The sequence below is a fragment of the Mycobacterium sp. SMC-15 genome, from assembly GCF_045310925.1.
GTDB lineage: Bacteria > Actinomycetota > Actinomycetes > Mycobacteriales > Mycobacteriaceae > Mycobacterium.
On record NZ_JBJIAJ010000002.1, the window covers coordinates 334,379 to 352,703 of the forward strand.

18 protein-coding genes are annotated in these 18,325 nt (G+C 68.8%); 6 read left to right on the forward strand and 12 right to left on the reverse strand.

From position 1 onward, the window contains the following. Positions 1–9 precede the first annotated feature (9 nt). Positions 10–1,326 carry a class I SAM-dependent methyltransferase gene (locus ACJH71_RS04325; protein ID WP_406756803.1) on the reverse strand — a complete coding sequence of 439 codons (1,317 nt, stop codon included), beginning with the start codon at positions 1,324–1,326 and terminating at the stop codon, positions 10–12. Between the two features lie 82 nt (positions 1,327–1,408). On the opposite strand from ACJH71_RS04325, the gene ACJH71_RS04330 reads away from it, so the two are divergent. Continuing rightward, on the forward strand, positions 1,409–2,623 hold the full coding sequence (locus ACJH71_RS04330; protein WP_406756804.1) for an FAD-dependent oxidoreductase: 1,215 nt from the start codon (positions 1,409–1,411) through the stop codon (positions 2,621–2,623). On the opposite strand, the gene ACJH71_RS04335 is transcribed toward ACJH71_RS04330, so the two are convergent. From ACJH71_RS04335 to ACJH71_RS04345, 3 genes are read right to left on the reverse strand one after another with little or no spacing between them, the layout of a single operon-like run. Continuing rightward, positions 2,620–3,882: a class I SAM-dependent methyltransferase gene (locus ACJH71_RS04335; protein WP_406756919.1), complete on the reverse strand. Its 1,263-nt coding sequence runs from the start codon at positions 3,880–3,882 to the stop codon at positions 2,620–2,622. The genes ACJH71_RS04330 and ACJH71_RS04335 overlap by 4 nt on opposite strands. A 38-nt stretch (positions 3,883–3,920) precedes the next feature. Then, on the reverse strand, positions 3,921–5,300 hold the full coding sequence (locus ACJH71_RS04340; RefSeq protein WP_406756805.1) for an FAD-binding oxidoreductase: 1,380 nt from the start codon (positions 5,298–5,300) through the stop codon (positions 3,921–3,923). 52 nt (positions 5,301–5,352) lie between these two features. Next, a complete protein-coding gene (locus ACJH71_RS04345) occupies positions 5,353–6,117 on the reverse strand; it encodes an Rv3717 family N-acetylmuramoyl-L-alanine amidase (protein ID WP_406756806.1) in 765 nt (254 codons plus the stop codon). Between the two features lie 118 nt (positions 6,118–6,235). On the opposite strand from ACJH71_RS04345, the gene ACJH71_RS04350 reads away from it, so the two are divergent. The 3 genes from ACJH71_RS04350 (at position 6,236) to ACJH71_RS04360 (ending at position 8,135) form a co-directional block, all read left to right on the forward strand. Continuing rightward, positions 6,236–6,571 (forward strand): YbaB/EbfC family nucleoid-associated protein, encoded by a 336-nt coding sequence (locus ACJH71_RS04350; RefSeq protein WP_406756807.1) that lies wholly within the window; start codon positions 6,236–6,238, stop codon positions 6,569–6,571. Continuing rightward, positions 6,572–7,183 carry a recombination mediator RecR gene (recR, locus tag ACJH71_RS04355; RefSeq protein ID WP_047319776.1) on the forward strand — a complete coding sequence of 204 codons (612 nt, stop codon included), beginning with the start codon at positions 6,572–6,574 and terminating at the stop codon, positions 7,181–7,183. 103 nt (positions 7,184–7,286) lie between these two features. Beyond that, positions 7,287–8,135, forward strand: a complete 849-nt coding sequence (locus ACJH71_RS04360; RefSeq protein WP_406756808.1) for a DUF559 domain-containing protein — start codon at positions 7,287–7,289, stop codon at positions 8,133–8,135. Positions 8,136–8,140: 5 nt separating this feature from the next. On the opposite strand, the gene ACJH71_RS04365 is transcribed toward ACJH71_RS04360, so the two are convergent. From ACJH71_RS04365 to ACJH71_RS04395, 7 genes are all read right to left on the reverse strand, one after another. Further along, the gene (locus ACJH71_RS04365; protein ID WP_406756809.1) at positions 8,141–9,313 is read right to left on the reverse strand and encodes an NAD(P)/FAD-dependent oxidoreductase; all 1,173 of its coding nucleotides are present in this window, start codon (positions 9,311–9,313) and stop codon (positions 8,141–8,143) included. Beyond that, entirely contained in the window at positions 9,310–9,492 is a 183-nt protein-coding gene (locus tag ACJH71_RS04370; RefSeq protein ID WP_024443033.1) for a rubredoxin, read from the reverse strand. Before ACJH71_RS04370 ends, ACJH71_RS04365 begins: the two co-directional genes overlap by 4 nt. Further along, the gene (locus ACJH71_RS04375) at positions 9,489–9,662 is read right to left on the reverse strand and encodes a rubredoxin (RefSeq protein WP_406756810.1); all 174 of its coding nucleotides are present in this window, start codon (positions 9,660–9,662) and stop codon (positions 9,489–9,491) included. The genes ACJH71_RS04370 and ACJH71_RS04375 overlap by 4 nt, the downstream gene beginning before the upstream one ends. After that, entirely contained in the window at positions 9,662–10,885 is a 1,224-nt protein-coding gene (locus ACJH71_RS04380; protein WP_406756811.1) for an alkane 1-monooxygenase, read from the reverse strand. The genes ACJH71_RS04375 and ACJH71_RS04380 overlap by 1 nt, the downstream gene beginning before the upstream one ends. 105 nt (positions 10,886–10,990) lie before the next feature. Beyond that, positions 10,991–12,253: a PucR family transcriptional regulator gene (locus ACJH71_RS04385; RefSeq protein ID WP_406756812.1), complete on the reverse strand. Its 1,263-nt coding sequence runs from the start codon at positions 12,251–12,253 to the stop codon at positions 10,991–10,993. 14 nt (positions 12,254–12,267) lie between these two features. Further along, the gene (locus tag ACJH71_RS04390; protein WP_406756813.1) at positions 12,268–12,984 is read right to left on the reverse strand and encodes a type 1 glutamine amidotransferase; all 717 of its coding nucleotides are present in this window, start codon (positions 12,982–12,984) and stop codon (positions 12,268–12,270) included. Further along, positions 12,977–14,203: a MurT ligase domain-containing protein gene (locus ACJH71_RS04395; protein ID WP_406756814.1), complete on the reverse strand. Its 1,227-nt coding sequence runs from the start codon at positions 14,201–14,203 to the stop codon at positions 12,977–12,979. The genes ACJH71_RS04390 and ACJH71_RS04395 overlap by 8 nt, the downstream gene beginning before the upstream one ends. A gap of 74 nt (positions 14,204–14,277) precedes the next feature. Between ACJH71_RS04395 and ACJH71_RS04400 the strand changes: the two genes are divergently transcribed. Beyond that, positions 14,278–15,276 carry a DEDDh family exonuclease gene (locus ACJH71_RS04400; protein ID WP_406756815.1) on the forward strand — a complete coding sequence of 333 codons (999 nt, stop codon included), beginning with the start codon at positions 14,278–14,280 and terminating at the stop codon, positions 15,274–15,276. A gap of 107 nt (positions 15,277–15,383) precedes the next feature. Beyond that, positions 15,384–16,493, forward strand: coding sequence for an alpha/beta hydrolase fold domain-containing protein (locus ACJH71_RS04405; protein ID WP_406756816.1), 1,110 nt, complete (start codon positions 15,384–15,386; stop codon positions 16,491–16,493). On the opposite strand, the gene ACJH71_RS04410 is transcribed toward ACJH71_RS04405, so the two are convergent. Continuing rightward, positions 16,475–18,295 carry a sigma-54-dependent Fis family transcriptional regulator gene (locus ACJH71_RS04410; RefSeq protein WP_406756817.1) on the reverse strand — a complete coding sequence of 607 codons (1,821 nt, stop codon included), beginning with the start codon at positions 18,293–18,295 and terminating at the stop codon, positions 16,475–16,477. The two genes, ACJH71_RS04405 and ACJH71_RS04410, sit on opposite strands and share 19 nt — an antisense overlap. Positions 18,296–18,325 lie beyond the last annotated feature (30 nt).

An 18,325-nucleotide genomic window follows, 5' to 3' on the forward strand; every position in this document is an offset into this window, starting at 1 on the left:
CTGGTTTTTCTAGGGGGTCCACCAGGGCCGCAGCGGCAGGCCCCCATCGCCACCCTGCTTGTCGACGTTGCCGGCCAGCACGTGGTGTAACTGACATTGGTTGCGCTCGAAGCCGATTACCGCCGCCGCCATGTACAGACCCCACACCTTGGCGCGGCCCAGGCCGACTTCGGCGACGGCCTCGTCCCAGTGGTCCACCAGGTTCTGGCACCAGCCGCGCAGCGTCTTGGCGTAGTGGAGCCGGAAGTCCTCCTCGTGCAGGACCTCGAGACCGGTCTGCTGGATCTCGGCGGTGATGGTTCCCACGCCGGTGATCTCCCCGTCGGGGAAGACGTATCGGTCGGTGAATGGATCGCCCTTGTAGATCGAATTGTCCGCCGTTGTGATGCAGTGGTTGAGCAGCAGACCACCGGTGCGCAGTTTCGATTTGAGGAAACGGAAGTAGGACGGGTAGTTCTTCACCCCGATGTGCTCAGTCATTCCGATCGACGAGACGGCGTCGAACTCGGTCTCCCGCACGTCCCGGTAGTCGCAGTGCCGGACTTCGGCGAACTCGGAGAGCCCTTCATCGGCGATCGCCTGCTGCGCCCAGGCGACCTGCTCGGCCGCCAGGGTGGCTCCGAGCGCGTGCACCCCGCGGCGCGCGGCGTAGCGCACCATGCCGCCCCAGCCGCAGCCGACGTCAAGCAGGCGATCTCCGGGCTTGAGGCGCAGCTTGTCGAAGATCAGCCGGTATTTGTTCTCCTGGGCTTCTTCCAGCGTCGCGTCGGCGGTCGGGTAGATCGCACAGGTGTAGGTCATCGACGGGCCCAGCACCCACTCGTAGAAGGTGTTCGACACGTCGTAGTGGTGATGAATCGCGTCCGCGTCCCGAGACTTGCTGTGCCGCAGCCCGCTGGCGGTGCGTCGCCATTTGGGTGGCGCCTCCTCCGGAGGCGGCGCGATCGGCTTGAGATTCCTCAGTCCGATGGAGCGGACGATGTTGGCCATATCGCGCGGCGACGGGTGCTTGAACTCGAGGTCCGCCATGGCGTTGAGCACCTCGTAGGGATTTCCCGGATGGACACCACGCAGTTCCAGGTCACCCGACACGTAGGCCCGGGCTATGCCGAGTTGGCCCAGTGAGGTGGCCAGATACGCGGTGGCGCGCGGATTCAGCAGATCGACTCCCAGTTCTGCGTCATCGGGGCCGGCAGTGCTGCCGTCGTAGGCGGAGATCTTCAGCGGCGGCTGCCCCCCGCCGGCCAGTAGCACCAGAATCTCGGCCAGCCCCAGCTTGCCGTTCGCGGTGGTGTTCGTGCTTCTGATGAGTGTTTTGGCCGTCATGATGAAACCCCCCTTGTCGAGATGCGGATAACCGCCCGGGCGCCACCTCAAACACGCGTAACGTTGCACCGCAATGGGCGAGATGACCGAAACAACCACCTGCGCGATCGTCGGTGGTGGACCGGCAGGCATGGTTCTCGGGTTATTGCTGGCCCGGGCCGGTGTGCAGGTGACGCTGCTGGAGAAGCACGCCGACTTCCTGCGTGACTTCCGTGGCGACACTGTGCATCCCACCACCTTGCGACTCCTCGACGAGCTCGGGCTCTGGGAGCGCTTTACGACGCTGGCGCACAGCGAGATCCACCAGGTCAGCCTGGACGTGGCCGGGCACGACGTCACGGTGGTCGACTTCGGCCGGTTGCGCCGCCAGCCGCACCCCTACGTCGCGATGGTGCCGCAGTGGGACCTGCTCAACCTGCTCGCCGAGTCCGCGCAGACCGAGCCGACGTTCAGCTTGCGGATGCAGACCGAGGTCACCGGGCTGCTGCACGAAGACGGTCGGGTGGCCGGAGTGCGCTACCGCGACGCCGACGGCACCGGTGAACTGCGCGCCGACCTCACGGTCGCCTGTGACGGGCGCTGGTCTGTCGCACGGCACGAGGCCGGCTTGCACTCGCGCGAGTTTCCGGTGAACTTCGATGTGTGGTGGTTCCGGCTGCCGAACGACCGCGCCGCCCAGCCCACCCTGTTGCCCCGGCTCGGGCCGGGCCGGGCCGCGATCATGATTCCGCGCGACAGTTACTTCCAGGTCGCCTACCTGGGGCGCAAAGGCACCGACGCGGACAAGCGGGCGCGCGGTATCGAGGCGTTCCGCCGCGACGTGGTCGAGCTCATTCCCGAGGCCGCGGATTCGGTGGAGGCGCTCCGGACGCTGGACGACGTCAAACATCTTGACGTGCGGGTGAATCGGTTGCGGCACTGGAGTATTGACGGGCTGCTGTGCATCGGCGACGCAGCGCATGCCATGTCGCCGGTGGGTGGTGTGGGCATCAATCTGGCGGTGCAGGATGCGGTGGCCGCCGCGACCATCCTGGCCGAGCCGCTACGGCAAGGGCGGGTGACCCGCCGGGATCTGGCCGCCGTACAGCGACGTCGGGAGCTGCCCACCGTCGTCACCCAATCGGTGCAGCGGGCGGCGCACCGGGCGCTCAACCCGATCCTGCGCGGCGAGAACCTGAGCCCGCCGGCGAGTGCGGGCACGTTGTTCGCCAGGTTGCCCTGGCTCTCGGCGATTCCGGCCTACCTGGTCGGTGTGGGGGTGCGCCCCGAGCGTGCCCCGGCCTTCGCCCGCCGTTAGGCCCGCCACCACGGCCGCAGCGGCAGACCGGCACCGTCGCCGCCGTTGGTCGCCAGCGCGTGATGAAGCTGAATCACGTTGTGCTCGAAGCCCAGCCGGGAACCTGCCATGTACAGACCCCACACCTTGGCGGTGGCCAGCCCGACTTCGGCGACGGCGTCGTCCCAGCGCGCTACCAGATTGGCACACCAATCGCGCAGCGTCAGCTCGTAGTGGTTGCGCAAGTTCTCGGTGTGCAGCACCTCCAGGCCGGCGTCCTGGATCTCGCTGATGATGCGGCCTGATCCGGCCAGCTCCCCGTCGGGGAACACGTAGCGGTCGATGAAATCGCCGGCGGTCGCACTGGATTTGTTGTCCGCCCGGGTGATGCAGTGGTTGAGCAGGAGGCCGCCGGGCCGCAGCTTGGACTTGAGGAACTCGAAATAGGCGGGGTAGTTGGCCACGCCGATGTGTTCGGTCATCCCGATCGAGGAGACCGCGTCGAATCCGGATTCGCCGACGTCGCGGTAATCGCAGTGCCGCACCTCGGCCCGGTCGGCCAGGCCGGCGTCGGCGATCGCGCGCTGTGCCCACTGGGCCTGCTCGGCCGACAGTGTCGCACCGATGGCGCGCACCCCGTGCCGCGCCGCGTAGCGCACCATGCCACCCCAGCCGCAGCCCACGTCGAGCAGCAGGTCGCCGGGGCGCAGCCGCAGCTTGTCGAAGATCAGCCGGTACTTGTTCTCCTGGGCCTGCTCCAGCGTCGCATCCGGCGACGGGTAGACCGCGCAGGTGTAGGTCATCGACGGCCCCAGCACCCATTCGTAGAAGTCGTTGGACACGTCGTAGTGGTGGTGAATCGCCTCGGCATCCCGAGACTTGCTGTGCCGTAAGCCTTCCGCGATCCGCCGCCACCGGGGCAGTGCCTCTTGGGGTGGCGGGGCGATCGGCACCAGATGTTCGATCCCGATCGAGCGCACGATGTTGGCCAGCACTCTCGGCGAGGGCCGCTTGAAGTGCAGCTCGTCGGCGAGGGCCTTGAGCAGCAGATAGGGATCCCCGGGGTGCACGCCGTGCAGCCCCAGGTCGCCGGCGATGTAGGCGCGGGCCATCCCCAAGTCGCCCGGAGCGGTGGCCAGATAGGTGGTGCCGCGCGGGGTCAGCAGGTCCAGGCCCAGGGGCGCGTCGTCGGGTCCGGTGCTGCTGCCGTCGTAGGCGGTGAAGCGCAGCGGCAGGTGTCCGTCGGTGGACAGGGTCTCCAGCACCTGGGCCAGGCTCATCCTGCCGGTCGGAGTGCGTACCTGCGCGCTGTCGATCGTCATCGTCGTCGCACCGCCTTGGCGTAGAGGTCCAGTAGCCGCGAGTCGGGGTCGTAAATCTTCTTGATCCGCCGATAGGTTTCACCGCCGTAGAGCTCGTCAAACTCCGCGGCGGTGTAGTAAGAGTCGGAGTACAGCGACTTGTGGCCATTCAGCTCGCTCGCCTTGGCCTCGATCAGGCGATTGGTGGCCCCCTCGGTGGCTCCGGCCGGGACCGACGACCAGAACCCGACGTTGACGTAGGTGCGGTTGGACCGGATCGGGTACAGCGGCCACTCCTCGTCACCGCGCAGCCGCAGCGGGCATAACCACACCGGCTCGATCGGCACGTGGGCGAAGAACCAGTCCAGGAACTGCCGGCAGTGCTCCAGCGGGACTTCGATGTCTTGCACCACGCGCTCACGTGGCGGGCGGTGATTCCGTTTCTCGATCCGGTCGGCGATCGCGAAGCGCTGGTCGTAGGCGATCAGCTTCGAATAGACACTGCTGCGCCGGTAGCGCCGCGGCCACCACCGTCGCACCAGGGGGCGCTGTGCCCCGAACGCGCGCGAGCACCAGAACCAGTCGGTGTCCCAGCGCCACAGGTAATCGTGGATGGTCAGCCGGTCGTCTTTGATCCCGTGCGCATGCCGGATCGAGCGGTAGTAGATCTGCTGGCCGGTGTAGTCGCTGACGGCACCGGGAGAATCGGTCGCGATACCGACACACAGGTAGCTCTCCCGGGGGCTGAACACCACCCCGTCGAGGTAATCCACCGGAACGCCCTCGAGCCCGCCGGTGTCGATGATGCGATCCATCGCCGACACCAGCTCGTCGAGGGAATCGAATCGGATGTGCCGCAACGCGACGAACGGCTTGACGGCTTCCAGCTCGATCCGCAGTCGCGTCGAATATCCCAGCGTGCCATAGGAATTCGGAAACGCATGAAACAGGTCTTCATGCCGGTCGCGCGATACCGTCAGCAGTTCGCCGCTGCCGGTGAGCACGTCCATCTCCAGCACCGACTCGTGCGGAAGCCCATTGCGGAACGATGCCGACTCGATTCCCAGGCCACTGACCGCGCCGCCCACCGTGATCGTCTTGAGCTGCGGGACCACCAACGGCGCCAGGCCGTACGGGAGGGTGGCGGCGACCAGATCCTCGTAAGTGCACATGCCGTCGACGTCGGCGGTGCGGTTCTCCGGGTCGACGGCGATGACGCTGACCAGGCCCGAGGTGTCCAGACCGGGTGCCTGGCGCTTCGCGCGCGCCCGAAACAGGTTGGAGGTGGGCTTGGCCAACCGGACCGATTCGTCGGCGGGGATGTTCCGGTAGCTGTCCAGCAGGAGCTGCACCCCCCGCGCGTGGGATGTCGGTGTATCGGCCGGCCGAACGGACATCACCTCCCACGCTAACGGCGGATCGGCGGATCTGCACGCACCGCGCAGCGGGTCAGGGCAGCTGAGTCTGACTACTCAGGAAACTGGCGATGCCGCGCGCCACCGCATCCGCGTAGCGCTGGCGGCCCGCCGGACTCTCCATCAGGCCCGCATCGGTGGCGTTTTTCATGTTGCCCAGCTCGACCAGGATCGACGGGTATTCGGCCAGGTTCAGCCCGGCCAGGTCGGCCCGCCCTTTCAAGCCGTCGGTGCCGATGTAGTTGGCCGGGGGAATGCCCGCGGCCTGCAACTGGCTGCGCATGATCTGGGCGAACCGTACTGCCGGGCCCTCTTGGGCCGGGTTCAGTGGCGGTGCGGAGTAGTTGACGTGGAATCCGCGGCCGGCGGGCTGCCCGCCGTCGGCGTGGATGGACACGATGGCATTGGGGTGCAGCGCATTGGCCGCCGCGGCGCGTGCGTCGATGCACGGGGCCGGCCCGTTGTCGTCACCCCGCGACATCGCGGTGCGGACCCCGGCGGAGTTGAGGGCTTGGCGGATCCGCAGTGTGGTGTCCCAGGTGAAGCTGTGCTCGGGGTAGCCGGAATTGGTCGCGGTGCCGCTGGTCTGGCAGTTCTTGGTGCCGCCCCGGCCGTTGGGCACCTGGCGTGACAGCGCGGCGGGGTCGCCCCCGCCGCTGTGTCCGGGGTCGAGGAACACGATCATGCCGGCGATGTTGGTGGGGGCGGCGAAGGACAGCGGGGCGCTCGGTATCGCGGCGGCCACCACCAGGCCGGTGGTGATCGCGATACCGACACGGACAAGAACTGGTACGCGCACGCCGCCAAGGTAGGCCGGGGCCGACTACGCTGGAAATCTCACACGCACCGGGTCTCGCAGCTGAAACCAAGCCGCAACCCAGTCGAGACCACGCACACGACAACGCAAGGGGAGTGTCATGCAACCAGGAGGCCCGCCCGACATGTCGGCGCTGCTGGCCCAGGCTCAGCAGATGCAGCAGCGACTGCTGCAGGCGCAGCAGGAGCTGGCCGTCACCGAGGTGCACGGCGAGGCCGGTGGAGGCCTGGTCAAGGTCACCTCCAACGGCAGCGGCGAGGTGCTCGCGGTGCACATCGACCCCAAGGTCGTCGACCCCGAGGACATCGAGACCCTGCAGGACCTGCTCGTGGGAGCGCTCGCCGACGCCTCGAAGAAGGCGCACACGCTGGCCCAGCAGCGGCTCTCGCCGCTGGCCGGCGGCATGGGCGGTGCGCTCGGCATGCCGGGAGCCTAGGTGTTCGAGGGTCCGGTTCAGGACCTGATCGACGAGCTGGGCAAGCTGCCGGGCATCGGCCCCAAGAGCGCCCAGCGGATCGCGTTTCACCTGCTGTCGGTGGAGCCGCCGGAGATCGACCGGCTCACCGCGGTGCTCACCAAGGTCCGCGACGGGGTGCAGTTCTGTGAGGTGTGCGGAAACGTCGCCGACGCGCAACGCTGCCGGATCTGCGGGGATCCGCGCCGCGACTTCGCCCAGATCTGCGTCGTCGAGGAGCCCAAGGACGTCGCGGCCATCGAACGCACCCGGGAGTTCCGGGGCCGCTACCACGTGCTCGGCGGGGCGCTGGATCCCTTGTCGGGGATCGGCCCCGAGCAACTGCGGGTGCGTGAGCTGCTGAATCGGGTCGGGGAACGGATTGACGGGGTTGACGTCAGCGAGGTGATCATCGCCACCGACCCCAACACCGAGGGCGAGGCCACCGCCACCTACCTCGTGCGGGTGCTGCGCGACATTCCCGGACTCAGCGTGACGCGTTTGGCGTCCGGTTTGCCGATGGGCGGTGACCTGGAGTTCGCCGACGAGCTGACCTTGGGCCGGGCCTTCACCGGCCGCCGCGCCATGGCCTAGCCCCTAATGCCGCGAAATCGACGTTTTGCAGATCTCTACTCGCACTTTCCCTGCAAAACGTCGGTCTCGGTGACGTGTCGGTGAGGGCTGGCACCATCTCGCCATGGGAGAGGTCTTTGTCGCCAGCGAGGCGATCGCCGACGGCCGCCTGACCCGCCACGAATTGCAGCGTTGGTATCGCCGCCTCTACCGCGGGACCTACCTGAGCAAAGACGCGACTCCTACGCTGCGTGACCGCACGATGGCGGCTTGGTTAAGTGCCGGGCGCAAAGGAGTGATCGCCGGGGTCGCGGCGTCTGCCCTGCATGGCGCCCAATGGGTCGACCACAACATCGCTGTCGAGCTCATCGCGACCGATATCCGCCCGCAAACCGGCCTGATCGTGCGCGACGAGACGCTGCGTGACGACGAGATCACCCACGCCGGGGGATTGCGGGTCACCACCTCGGCCCGCACCGCCTACGACCTGGCCCGCCACCTGCCCCGCGGCAGGGCGCTCGCCCGGCTCGATGCCCTGGCCCGGGCCACCCCGTTCAGTACCGAGGACGTGCTGTTGATCGCCAAGCATCACAAAGGCGCACGGGGTCTACGCCGGCTGCGCACGGTGCTGCCGCTCGTCGACGCCGGCGCCGCCTCACCCAAGGAGACCTGGCTGCGGCTACTCCTCGTCGATGCGGGGCTGCCGACTCCGACCACCCAGATCCCGGTGTGCGACCGCAGCTATGCGCCGTTCGCCTACCTCGACCTGGGCTGGGAGAAGTACCGGGTGGCCGCCGAGTACGACGGGGATCAGCACCGCACCGACCGTCCGCAGTACGTCAAGGACCACCAGCGTCAGCGCCGGCTGGAAGCCGTGGGCTGGATCAATATCCGGGTGATCAATGAAGACCATCCCCGTGACGTGACAACCCGGGTGCGCGCGGCCCTGCAGTCTCGCGGCTGGCGACCCTAAAGCCCCTAGACCGGCTGCAGCACCTCGCAGATCGCCACACCGGCGGCGATCCCGGCACGGGCGGTCCGCACCTTCTCCGGGACGCCCGCGCCCACCACGGCGACCAGCACCCCGTCGCGCTCGTAGTAGGCCAGGAACCGGCGGCCGTCATCGGAGACCAGGTGCACGGTGTCGCCGGCTCGGGGCCGGCCCAGGCACTGGATCTTGACGTCGTACTGGTCGCTCCAGAAGTAGGGCACGCCAGGACTCACCACCGCTTCGGAGTTCAGCATCGCCGCCACCAGGATCTTGGCCTGATCGGCGACATTGCTCCAGTGCTCGACGCGGATCTGCGCGCCGGTGGCGTCCCGCCAGGACGCCACATCGCCGATCGCCCAGACATCCGGGGCGCTGGTACGCCCGACCGCGTCGCAGACCACGCCGTCGGCCACCTCGACATCGCTGCCGGTCAGCCAGTCGATGGCCGGGCGCGACCCGACGCCGACCACCACGAGGTCGGCCTCGATGACCGACCCGTCGGACAGCGTCACCGACTCGACGTCGTCGATGCCCAAGACGGCCTCCACCGTCACACCGGTGCGCACGTCGACGCCCTCATCGTGGTGCAGCCGGGCGATCAGTGCCCCGGCCTGCTCACCCAGCACGCCGGCCAGCGGCGCGGGCTGCGGCTCCACCAGCGTCACCTGCACTCCCAGACCGCGCAGGCTGGCCGCGACCTCGCAGCCGATGAAGCCGGCGCCGATCACCACGGCGCGCCGCGCATCAGCAGCCCGGTGCTGCAGCGCGACGCAGTCGTCGAGCGAGCGCAGCACACAGATGCCGTCCAGGTCGCCGAACGCCGCGATGCGGTTGGGCACCAGGCCGGTGGCGAGCACCAGGTGGTCGTAGCCGAGCACCTGACCGTCGGCCAGCGTCACGGTGTGCGCCGCGGCGTCGACGGCAACTGCCGGGCAGCCGAGACGCAACCTGATCCCGTTGTCCTCGTAGAACTCGGCCGGCTTCAAAGCCACGTCGTCGACTTCGCCGCGCAGCATCTGCTTGGACAGCGGTGGTCGGTCATACGGCGGGTGCTCTTCGGCGCCGACGATCGTGATCGGGCCGCCACAGCCGTTGCGTCGAAGCTGTTCGGCGGTGCGAACCGCGGCCAGGCCGGCCCCGACGATGACCACCCCGCTCATGGCCGGACCACTTCCACCATCTCGAAGTCGGCCTTGGCCGCACCGCAGTCCGGGCAGCTCCAGTCTTCTGGGATGTCGGCCCAGCGGGTACCGGGCTCGATGCCGTCCTCCGGCCAACCCAGCGCCTCGTCGTACTCGAAGCCGCACTGCAGGCACCGGAACAGTTTGTAGTCGCTCATGAGTTCACTCCGATCGGTTCGAAATCCAGCTTTTCGCGTACCGCACAGTCCGGGCAGGTCCAGTCGTCGGGGATCTGCTGCCAGGGAGTCCCGGCGGGAAACCCCTCTCGGGGTTCCCCGGCCGCCTCGTCGTATACGTACCCGCAGCCCGGGCATCCGTACCCGGCCATCAGGCGACCGCCCCGTAGCGAGCCAGGATCTTCTCCCGGCGCCGCGGCGAGATGTTGGCCCGGGTGATGTCACCGGCGTAGTGCTCGAGCACCCGGTGGTCCATCAGCTTGCGCCACACCGTCGGGAAGTAGGTCACCCCAATGAGCGCCCCGTAGCCGGCCGGCAGGTTCGGCGAGTCGTCGAAGCTGCGCAGCGTCTGGTAGCGCCGGGTCGGGTTGGCGTGGTGGTCGCTGTGCCGCTGCAGGTGGTAGAGGAACAGGTTGGTGACCATGTGGTCGGAGTTCCAGCTGTGCTGCGGTGTGCAGCGCTCGTAGCGGCCGCTGGCCTGCTTCTGGCGCACCAGTCCGTAGTGCTCCAGGTAGTTCACCGACTCCAGCAGCGACGACCCGTAGATGGCGTTGATCAGCACATAGGGCAGCAGCGCGACGCCGAACACCGCGATCAGCACGCCCCAGAACAGCACCGACATCGCCAGCGCGTTGACCACGTCGTTGTCCGCCCAGGTCCGCGGGTTCCACGGGCTCTTGCCGGTCCGGCGCACCCGTTGGGCCTCCAGCTCCCACGCAGACCGGATGCCGCCGAAAGTGCTGCGCGGCAGGAACTCCCAGAACGTCTCACCGAAGCGGGCCGACGCCGGGTCTTCGGGGGTGGCCACCCGGACGTGGTGGCCGCGGTTGTGCTCGACGTAGAAGTGGCCGTAGCAGACCTGGGCCAGGGTGATCTTGGCCAGCCACCGCTCCAGCGACTCGCGCTTGTGGCCCAGCTCGTGGGCGGTGTTGATGCCGACCCCGGCCACGGTCGCGGTGGTCAGCGCCACCCCGATCTTGCCCAGGGCGCCCAGCGACCCGTCGAAGCCGAGCCAGCCCAGGTCCGAGGCGGTGAACAGGTAGGCGCCGAAGATGGCGCTGGCGTACTGGAAGGGGATGTAGGCGTAGGTGGCGTAGCGGTAGTACTTGTCGTTCTCCAGCGCCGCCATCACCTCGTCCGGCGGGTTCTGCCCGTCGGCACCGATCCAGAGGTCCAGCGCCGGCAGCAGCACGTAGAGCAGGATCGGCCCGATGTACAACGGCAGTTGCGCCGCGGTGTGCAGGCCGGCTTGGTTCAGCGCCCAGACCAGCGGCAGCATCAAGAACAGCATGGTGGGCACCACCAGGCCCAACAGCCACAGGTGACGCTTCTTGTCCTGCCAGAGCTTCGGTTCGCTGGCCATCTCGGTGCTCATCGCATTCATCCCTCGCCTTGGTCACACCACGTGTTTTCGGATGTGCCTGACGTTAGGTAGCGCCGCAGCCTCGCCGCTCGTCCCGCGCGGCCGGAATTCGGCCGGCTATTCGTCCTGCGAAGACAACACCGCAGCGCCGTACCACTGGCACAGCAGCAGGGCGATCTCGACGTCCAGGCGATCGTCGGCGATCGGGCGACCGCGCCGCTCGACCGCGCGCTGCACCCGGTACTTCACGGTGTTGACGTGGAAATGGAGTTGCTCGCCGGCCGCCTTGAAGCTCGATCCGGTCCGCAGGAACACCCGCAGGGTTTCGCGCAGCCGCTCGTCGGCCTCGGTGGCGCAGGCCAACGGGCCGAGCACCTCGCCGACCCAGGCCCGGGCGGCGGGCAGGTTGTCGCCGCCGAGCAGTGCCGCGGCGGACAGCCCCGGATCGCCCGCCGCGCTGACCCGGGCCGAGCCGGAGGCGACTGCCAGGCCGTGTGCGGCCAGCGCCTGCTGGTGCGACCGGCGGAAGCCCTGGACGCCCGGCATCGGATCACCGATCGCGACCCAGGGTTCGTCGCTGGCGGCTTGGGCGTAGGCGCGGATCTGCTCCACCACGTCGGGGGCGTCGGCAGATGGCAGTGGAATCCACGCCCATCCGGTGGTGTTGTCGGCCGGAATGAATAACGGCGCCCCATGCACCGCAAGTGTTTCGGCGAGGTGCTTGGTGAAACCCTCTGCGGCCGAAAGCCTGTCGCCGCCCGACTCGGGGTACCACACCACGATCGCGACGTGGGTTCGACGCAGCGGGTAGCGTATCGCGGTCGTCATCGCATCGACGTCCAAGTCGTCGCCGGACAGGATTTCGCGGACCCGTAACGCGCGCACCGCGTTTCGGCTCTCCAACCAGCGTTCCCGTTCGACCTGGTAGACGGCGACCACCTGCTGTGACATCTCGTCGATGTAGCCGAACATCAGCGTCGACATCTGTCCGAGCACGCTCAGGCTCAGGTCGGGTTCCAGCTGGGCGGCGCGGATCTCTTCGAGCACCAGTTGTAGCGCAATCGAGTGGCCCAGTCGGTAGCCGCGCACCAGCGCGTTCACCGGCACTCCGCGCTGAGCCAGCCGGCGGGCGTGTTCGAGTGCCACGGCGGGCGCGGCGATCTCGGCCACCGGGATGTTGTGCCGGATCGCGGTGAAGTAGGTGTCGACATTGGCGGCGACGGTGCCGTGCAGCAGCCCCAGCAGGGACGGGTCCCCGGTCAGCTCCGGCGATTGGCTGGCCACCAGATCCTCGATCACCTGGGTGGTGTCGGCGAGTCGATCGTAGAGCCGTTCCGAGACGCCGATCGCGGCCTGCGCAATGGTGCTCTGATCGGTCATGGTCGCAAACGTAGTCAGACCCGCCGGGGCGCGGCTAGTCGTTCGCGGCGCAGCACGTCCACTTCCGGCAACTCCAGGGGTGCCAGCTCGCCGACCACCTTCGCCAGCAGCAGATCGGCCAGTTCGGGGTTGCGGGCCAGGCATGGCCCGTGCAGATAGGTGGCGACGACGCTGCCCTGCACCGCGCCGTCGTAGCCGTCGCCGGCCTTGTTGCCGGCGCCCTTGGTGACCGCGCTCAGCGGCGAGGCGTCCGGCCCCAGCACGGTGCCGCCGCGATGGTTCTCGAAGCCGGTCAGGGGCGCCGACAACCCCGCCAGCAGCGGCGTGGCGACCACCTCGCCGATGGTGCGCGACTCCTGCGGAGAGGTGGTCACATCCAGCAACCCGACCCCTTCGACCCGCTCGCCGGCCGAGGTCTCATACCAGTGCCCCAGCACCTGGATGGCCGCGCAGATCGCCAGCACGGGCGCTCCGCGCTCCGCCGCGCGCTGCAGGCCCGGGTGGGTGATCAGATGCCGGGTGGCCAGTCGTTGCGCGTAGTCCTCGGCGCCGCCCAGGGTGTAGAGGTCCAACGACTCGGGCACCGGCTCGGCCAGGGTGATCTCGACGATCTCGGCGGGAATCCCGCGCAGCAGCAGTCGCTGCCGCAGCACCACCGCGTTGCCGCCGTCACCGTAGGTGCCCATCACGTCGGGCAGCACCAGCCCGATCCGCACGGTGCCGTCAGCCATCACCCAACCTCCGCTGCAATTGCAGGAACGCGGTGTAGTTGGCCACCACCTCGACCGGCCCGGGTGGGCAGGACGCGATCGCGGCGAGGGTGTCGTGCACCAGGGTGTGTTGCACACCGGCGTAGCCCAGCCGCACCGCCAGGTCGGTTCCGCGCTCGCCGGCCGCCACCACCGTGGTGTCCTCGAAGTGCTCGAAGCGCACATCCCACAGCCAGGACAGGTCTTCACCGTCGGGCACCTGACCGTTGACTGCGATCACCACGCCTGCGGCATGTTTGTCGACCATCGCCAGTGCTTCCTGCCAGCCGGCGGGGTTCTTGGCCAGCAGCATCCGCACCGTGTGGTCGCCGACCTGCACGCGGCGGTAGCGCCCGGCCACCTCGTCGACCGCGGACACCGCGGCCACCGCTTTGGCCGGATCGGCGCCCAGGGCGACGGCGGCCGCGACGGCCTGGGCGGCGTTGCCGCGGTTGACGGTGCCGGGCAGGGCCAGCCGCATCGGCAGCACCAGACCGTCCGGCCCGTACAGCGAGTCGTCGTCGAACCACCACTGCGGGGTGGGCCGGCTGAACTCGCTGCCAGTGGAGCGCCAGTGGTCCTCGTGGCGGTCGATCACCTCGCCGCTGCGTGGGCAGCTGACCGAGTCGGCCGACCAGCCGGCGCGCGCGGCGACCCAGACCACGTTGGGGGAGTCGTAGGCGGCCGAGGTCATCAGCACGTCATCGCAGTTGGCGACGACCACCGTCTGCGGATGACGGGCCAGGCCGGTGCGCAGCGCGCGCTCCACGGCGTTGATCTCCCCGACCCGGTCCAGCTGATCGCGGGACAGGTTGAGCAGTACCACCACGGCCGGCGACACCGCATCGGCCACGTGGGGCACATGCATCTCGTCGACCTCGAGTGCCGCCAGCTGTGCGGTCCGGTCGGCGGCCAGCGCCGCAACCAGCCCGGCGTCCATGTTGGCGCCCTCGGAGTTGGTGGCCACCGCGCCCAGGTCGCCCAGCGCGGCGGCCAGCATGCGGGTGGTGGTCGACTTGCCGTTGGTGCCGGTGACGATCGCGGTGCGTCGCCCGTCGCCGAGCTGACGCAGGATCGATCGGTCGAGGGTCATCGCGATCAGACCGCCGATCATCGCGCCGGCGCCGCGGCCGCTCACCCGCGACGCCCAGCGCGCACTGGCGCCGGCGGCCAGCGCCAGGCGTCCGCGGGTGGTGATCATCCGGTGAGTTTAAAGTGCCCCGACACGGGCCATCGCCGGCCGGCATCGTCCGACCCGCATGCCATCCTCGTCACATGAGTGCTCGGTGGGGCCGTCCGGCCCGCGAACCCGGCGACGGCTGGGTCGTTGTCGACGTCGAGACGTCGGGGTTTCGGCCGGGACAGGCCCGGGTGCTCAGCGTCGCCGCGCTGGCGCTCGATGTCGACGGTCGGGTAGAGCAATCGGTGTCGCACCTGGTCAACCCGGGCACCGACCCGGGGCCCACGCACGTGCACGGGCTGACCGCGGAGATGCTGGCCGGCCAGCCGCAGTTCGCCGACGTCGTCGGCGAGGTGGTCGCCCTGCTGGCGGGGCGGACCCTGGTGGCCCACAACGTGGCGTTCGACTACACGTTCCTGGCTGCCGAAGCGGAGATGGCCGGGGCCGTGCTGCCCGTCGATTCGGTGATGTGCACGCTCGAGCTTGCGCGACGGTTGGACCTGGGCCTGCCCAACCTGCGGTTGCAGACGCTGGCCGCGCATTGGGGCGTCGTCCAGACTCGGGCGCACGACGCACTCGATGACGCCCGGGTGCTGGCCGGCGTGCTGGAGCCCGCCCTGCAGCGCGCCCGGGAGCGTGACGTGTGGTTGCCGGTGCGGCCGGTGACTCGGCGCCGCTGGCCCAACGGCCGGATCACCCATGAGGAACTGCGGCCGCTGAAGGCGCTGGCGTCGCGGATGCCGTGCGCGTACCTCAATCCGGGCCGCTACGTGCGGGGCCGCCCGTTGGTGCAGGGCATGCGGGTGGCGTTGTCCGCGGAATGCACCCGCACGCATGAGGAACTCGTCGAGCGCATCCTGCACGCCGGGCTGGCCTACAGCGACGTCGTCGACGCCCACACGTCGCTGGTGATCTGCAACGAGGACCGCCCCGAACAGGGCAAGGGCTACCTGGCGCGCGAGCTGGGGGTGCCGACGGTCTCGGACCGCGACTTCATGGCGTGCGTGGGCGGGATCGGCGGCGTCGTCGGAGGCACCGGCATCGAAGAATTCGTCGACACCGGGGTCGCCGGCGACCAGATCTCGCTGTTTTAGTGCCTTCCCGAGGCGGGGAGTGTCCCAATTTGGGACATCCACAGGTGAACGGATAACGCCATGCTGTTAACCGTGACGAAACATTTGCGGTCATCGGCGCTGCGGCGATGACCACCGCTGTACGCGAAGACCGGGCAACCGCCGGCGTGACCCCGCTGCTAGGCCGGGCTCGCCGAGGCGCGTCGACCCCGGCTCGCCTGCGGGATTCTTCGATGCCGGACGAGGTCGTGGAGAACGGTCCCAGCCTCGCCGGCCAACTGGTCGGGCTCGCCGCCCGTCTGAGCATCCGGCCCATCCTGGCGATCGGCAGTCAGCTGCCGAAGGCGCCATGGCCCTGGGGCCTGGTAGACCACGCTGCCCGGGTCGTCCCCTCCGCCCCGGGCAGCGTTCGCCACACGGTTCGGTTGTCGCGCTGCACGGCACGGCTGGTCCGCGCCGCCGGCGTGCGGCCGGCGGACGGTGCCGGGCGCGTCGTGCTCTACCTGCACGGCGGCGCCTTCTTGACGTGCGGCGTCAACACCCATGACCGGCTGATCACCATGTTGTCGAAGTACGCGGACAGCCCCGCATTGGCGGTGAACTACCGGAAGATCCCCAAACACTCGGTAGGCGCCGCGGTCGACGACTGTTACGAGGGCTACCAGTGGCTGCGTAGCCAGGGCTACGCGCCGGACCAGATCGTGGTGGCCGGTGACTCCGCCGGCGGCTACCTGGCTCTGGCGCTGGCCCAACGGCTTCTCGACGAGGCCGAACAACCCGCGGCTCTGGTCTGCATGTCGCCGCTGACCCAGATCGCCAAGACCTCGCGGCGTACGCACCCCAACAGCGGCAGCGATGCGATGTTCCCGGCCAAGGCGTTCGACGCGTTGATCGACCTGGTCACCCACGCCGCCGACCGCCGCAGCACAGGCGGCGTCCCGGAAGAGGTCTTCGAACCGCTGGACCACATCGAATCCGGGATGTGCCCCACCCTGATCCATGTGTCCGGCTCCGAGGCCATGCTGCAGGACGCCCGGCTGGTTGCGCACAGCTTGGCCGAGGTTGGCGTTCCGGTCGAGCTGCGGGTGTGGCCGGGCCAGATGCACGTGTTCCAGATCGCCGGTCCGATGGTGCCGGAGGCTGTCCGCTCGTTGCGCCAGATCGGCCAGTACATCCGTGATGTGACCGATTGGATGGCAGTTCCGGACGGGATCGACGATTACGTGGTGATCCCGTAGGTCTTCAGCTTCCGGTACAGGCTCGACCGAGACATCCCCAGTTGCATCGCGGCGGCGGCCCGATTGCCGTCTGCCTGTCGTAGCGCCGCGACGATCGCATCTCGTTCGATGACTTCCAGCTGAGTCAAGGCGCGACGGGCCACGCTCTGGCAGTAGCCGGGCAGGTCGGTGTCGGCGATCTCGCCGATCTGGCGTTGGCGAAGGGCATGCACCAACGCCTCCCGCAGCTGAGCGATGTTGCCGGGCCAGGAATATCGGCTGATCAGCCGGTGCGCCGCCGGACTGAGCCGTACTTTGCGTTCCGGTGCGATCCCGCGCAGCAGGGCGCCGGTGATGCCGGGCAGATCATCGGTGCGGTATCGCAGCGGCGGCACGGTGATCGCGGCATGAAAATGGCTCAAGAGCTCACCGAGCTCGGGCGTCGAGCCGGACGGTTCCTGCGACACCGTGGCGACCACCCATCCGGGTAGATCGAGCGATTCGACCGCTGCGAAGTAGGCGTTCAGCGCCGCGGTACCGGCCGGTCCTGCCTGATCGATATCACGCGCGATGTGCAACGCGGGTCCGCCCGGACCGTTGGGCGGCGGGCCGGCCGCGCCGTGCGCCGCAAGCTGTTCGGCGTCGACGGTGATGCTGCGAGCGCCGGGGTAGACGGACTGAAAAAGCTGCGTCGCCAGGGTGAACTTGCCTACCCCGGGTTCGCCGACCAGCAGTACCGGCACGGTGTTCTCCAGCGCCTGCCGTAGGTCGTCGGTTGCTCGCACCCACGCCGGCGAGCGACCGCCGGCCAGGGATTTCTGCGAGCCGAACAACGTGCTCACCCCGGGCGGGAGTACGCCGGGCTCAGCGGACGCCACCGCCGACCCGGCGCGCCCAGCGCTCGCCGGTTCGGCGATCACCAACAGGCCGGCGACCTCGGTGCCGGCGAAGACCCGGGTTCCGCGAATGCGCACCAGGCGTTGACTGCTCGGCAGCACGACTGTGTCGCTGGCGCGTTCCTTGTGGGCCAGCAGGAAGGTCGCGTGGTCGCGGAGCACCTGCTGTTCGCCGGCGTCGAACATCTGCTGGGCGGCGGGGCTGGCGATCAACAGTGCGGCACCGAAGGCGAAGACCGCCGCCCGGGCCGACCGGGCCGTGACGCGTAGGTAGGCGTCGAAGACGGCCTGTTGCGTCTGGCTGCGGTCGAGCAGCAGGTTGCGGCTGATCTCTTTCGCGGCGTTCTTGATCAGAACGTGCATCATGGGGTTCCACGCCTGGGTCAGCGTGGCGATTGCCACCACGCCCTCGACGCGGCCGGTGACGGGGTCGAGGATCGGAGCGCCACAGGCGGCAAAGTTCTCCAGGCTCTCGCTGTAATGCTCCGGTCCGACGATGCTGGCGGGCTGGCCCGACTCGAAGACGGTTCCGGCCCCGTTGGTGCCCACGGCTGCCTCCGAGAAGTCGAATCCGGGGGCGTACTGGACTCGATCGAACAGGCGCGTGGCCGTCGCCGAGGTGTCGATCCGTTCGACGACGCGCACCCTGCGGTCGGTCAGGCCGATGGCCAGCGGCAGGTCGGCGGGGGAGGTGTCGTCGCCCAACTGCTTCAGCACGGGTCGCGCGCAGCGCGCCAGCAGCGAGTCGGTGTCGATCTCATCGGTGAACGTGCTGATCGGGCGGACGACATCCACCCCGGCATCCCGGCTGCGCTCCCACGAAGCGACAACCAGGTCGGAGACTCCCGCGACGCTTGGCCTGCCGAACTCCAGGAATGCCATCCGGTCGGCGGCAGCCCTCAGCAGCGGGTTGTCATCCCCGGACATCGCGTCACTCGCGTCATACCTGCCCCCCGT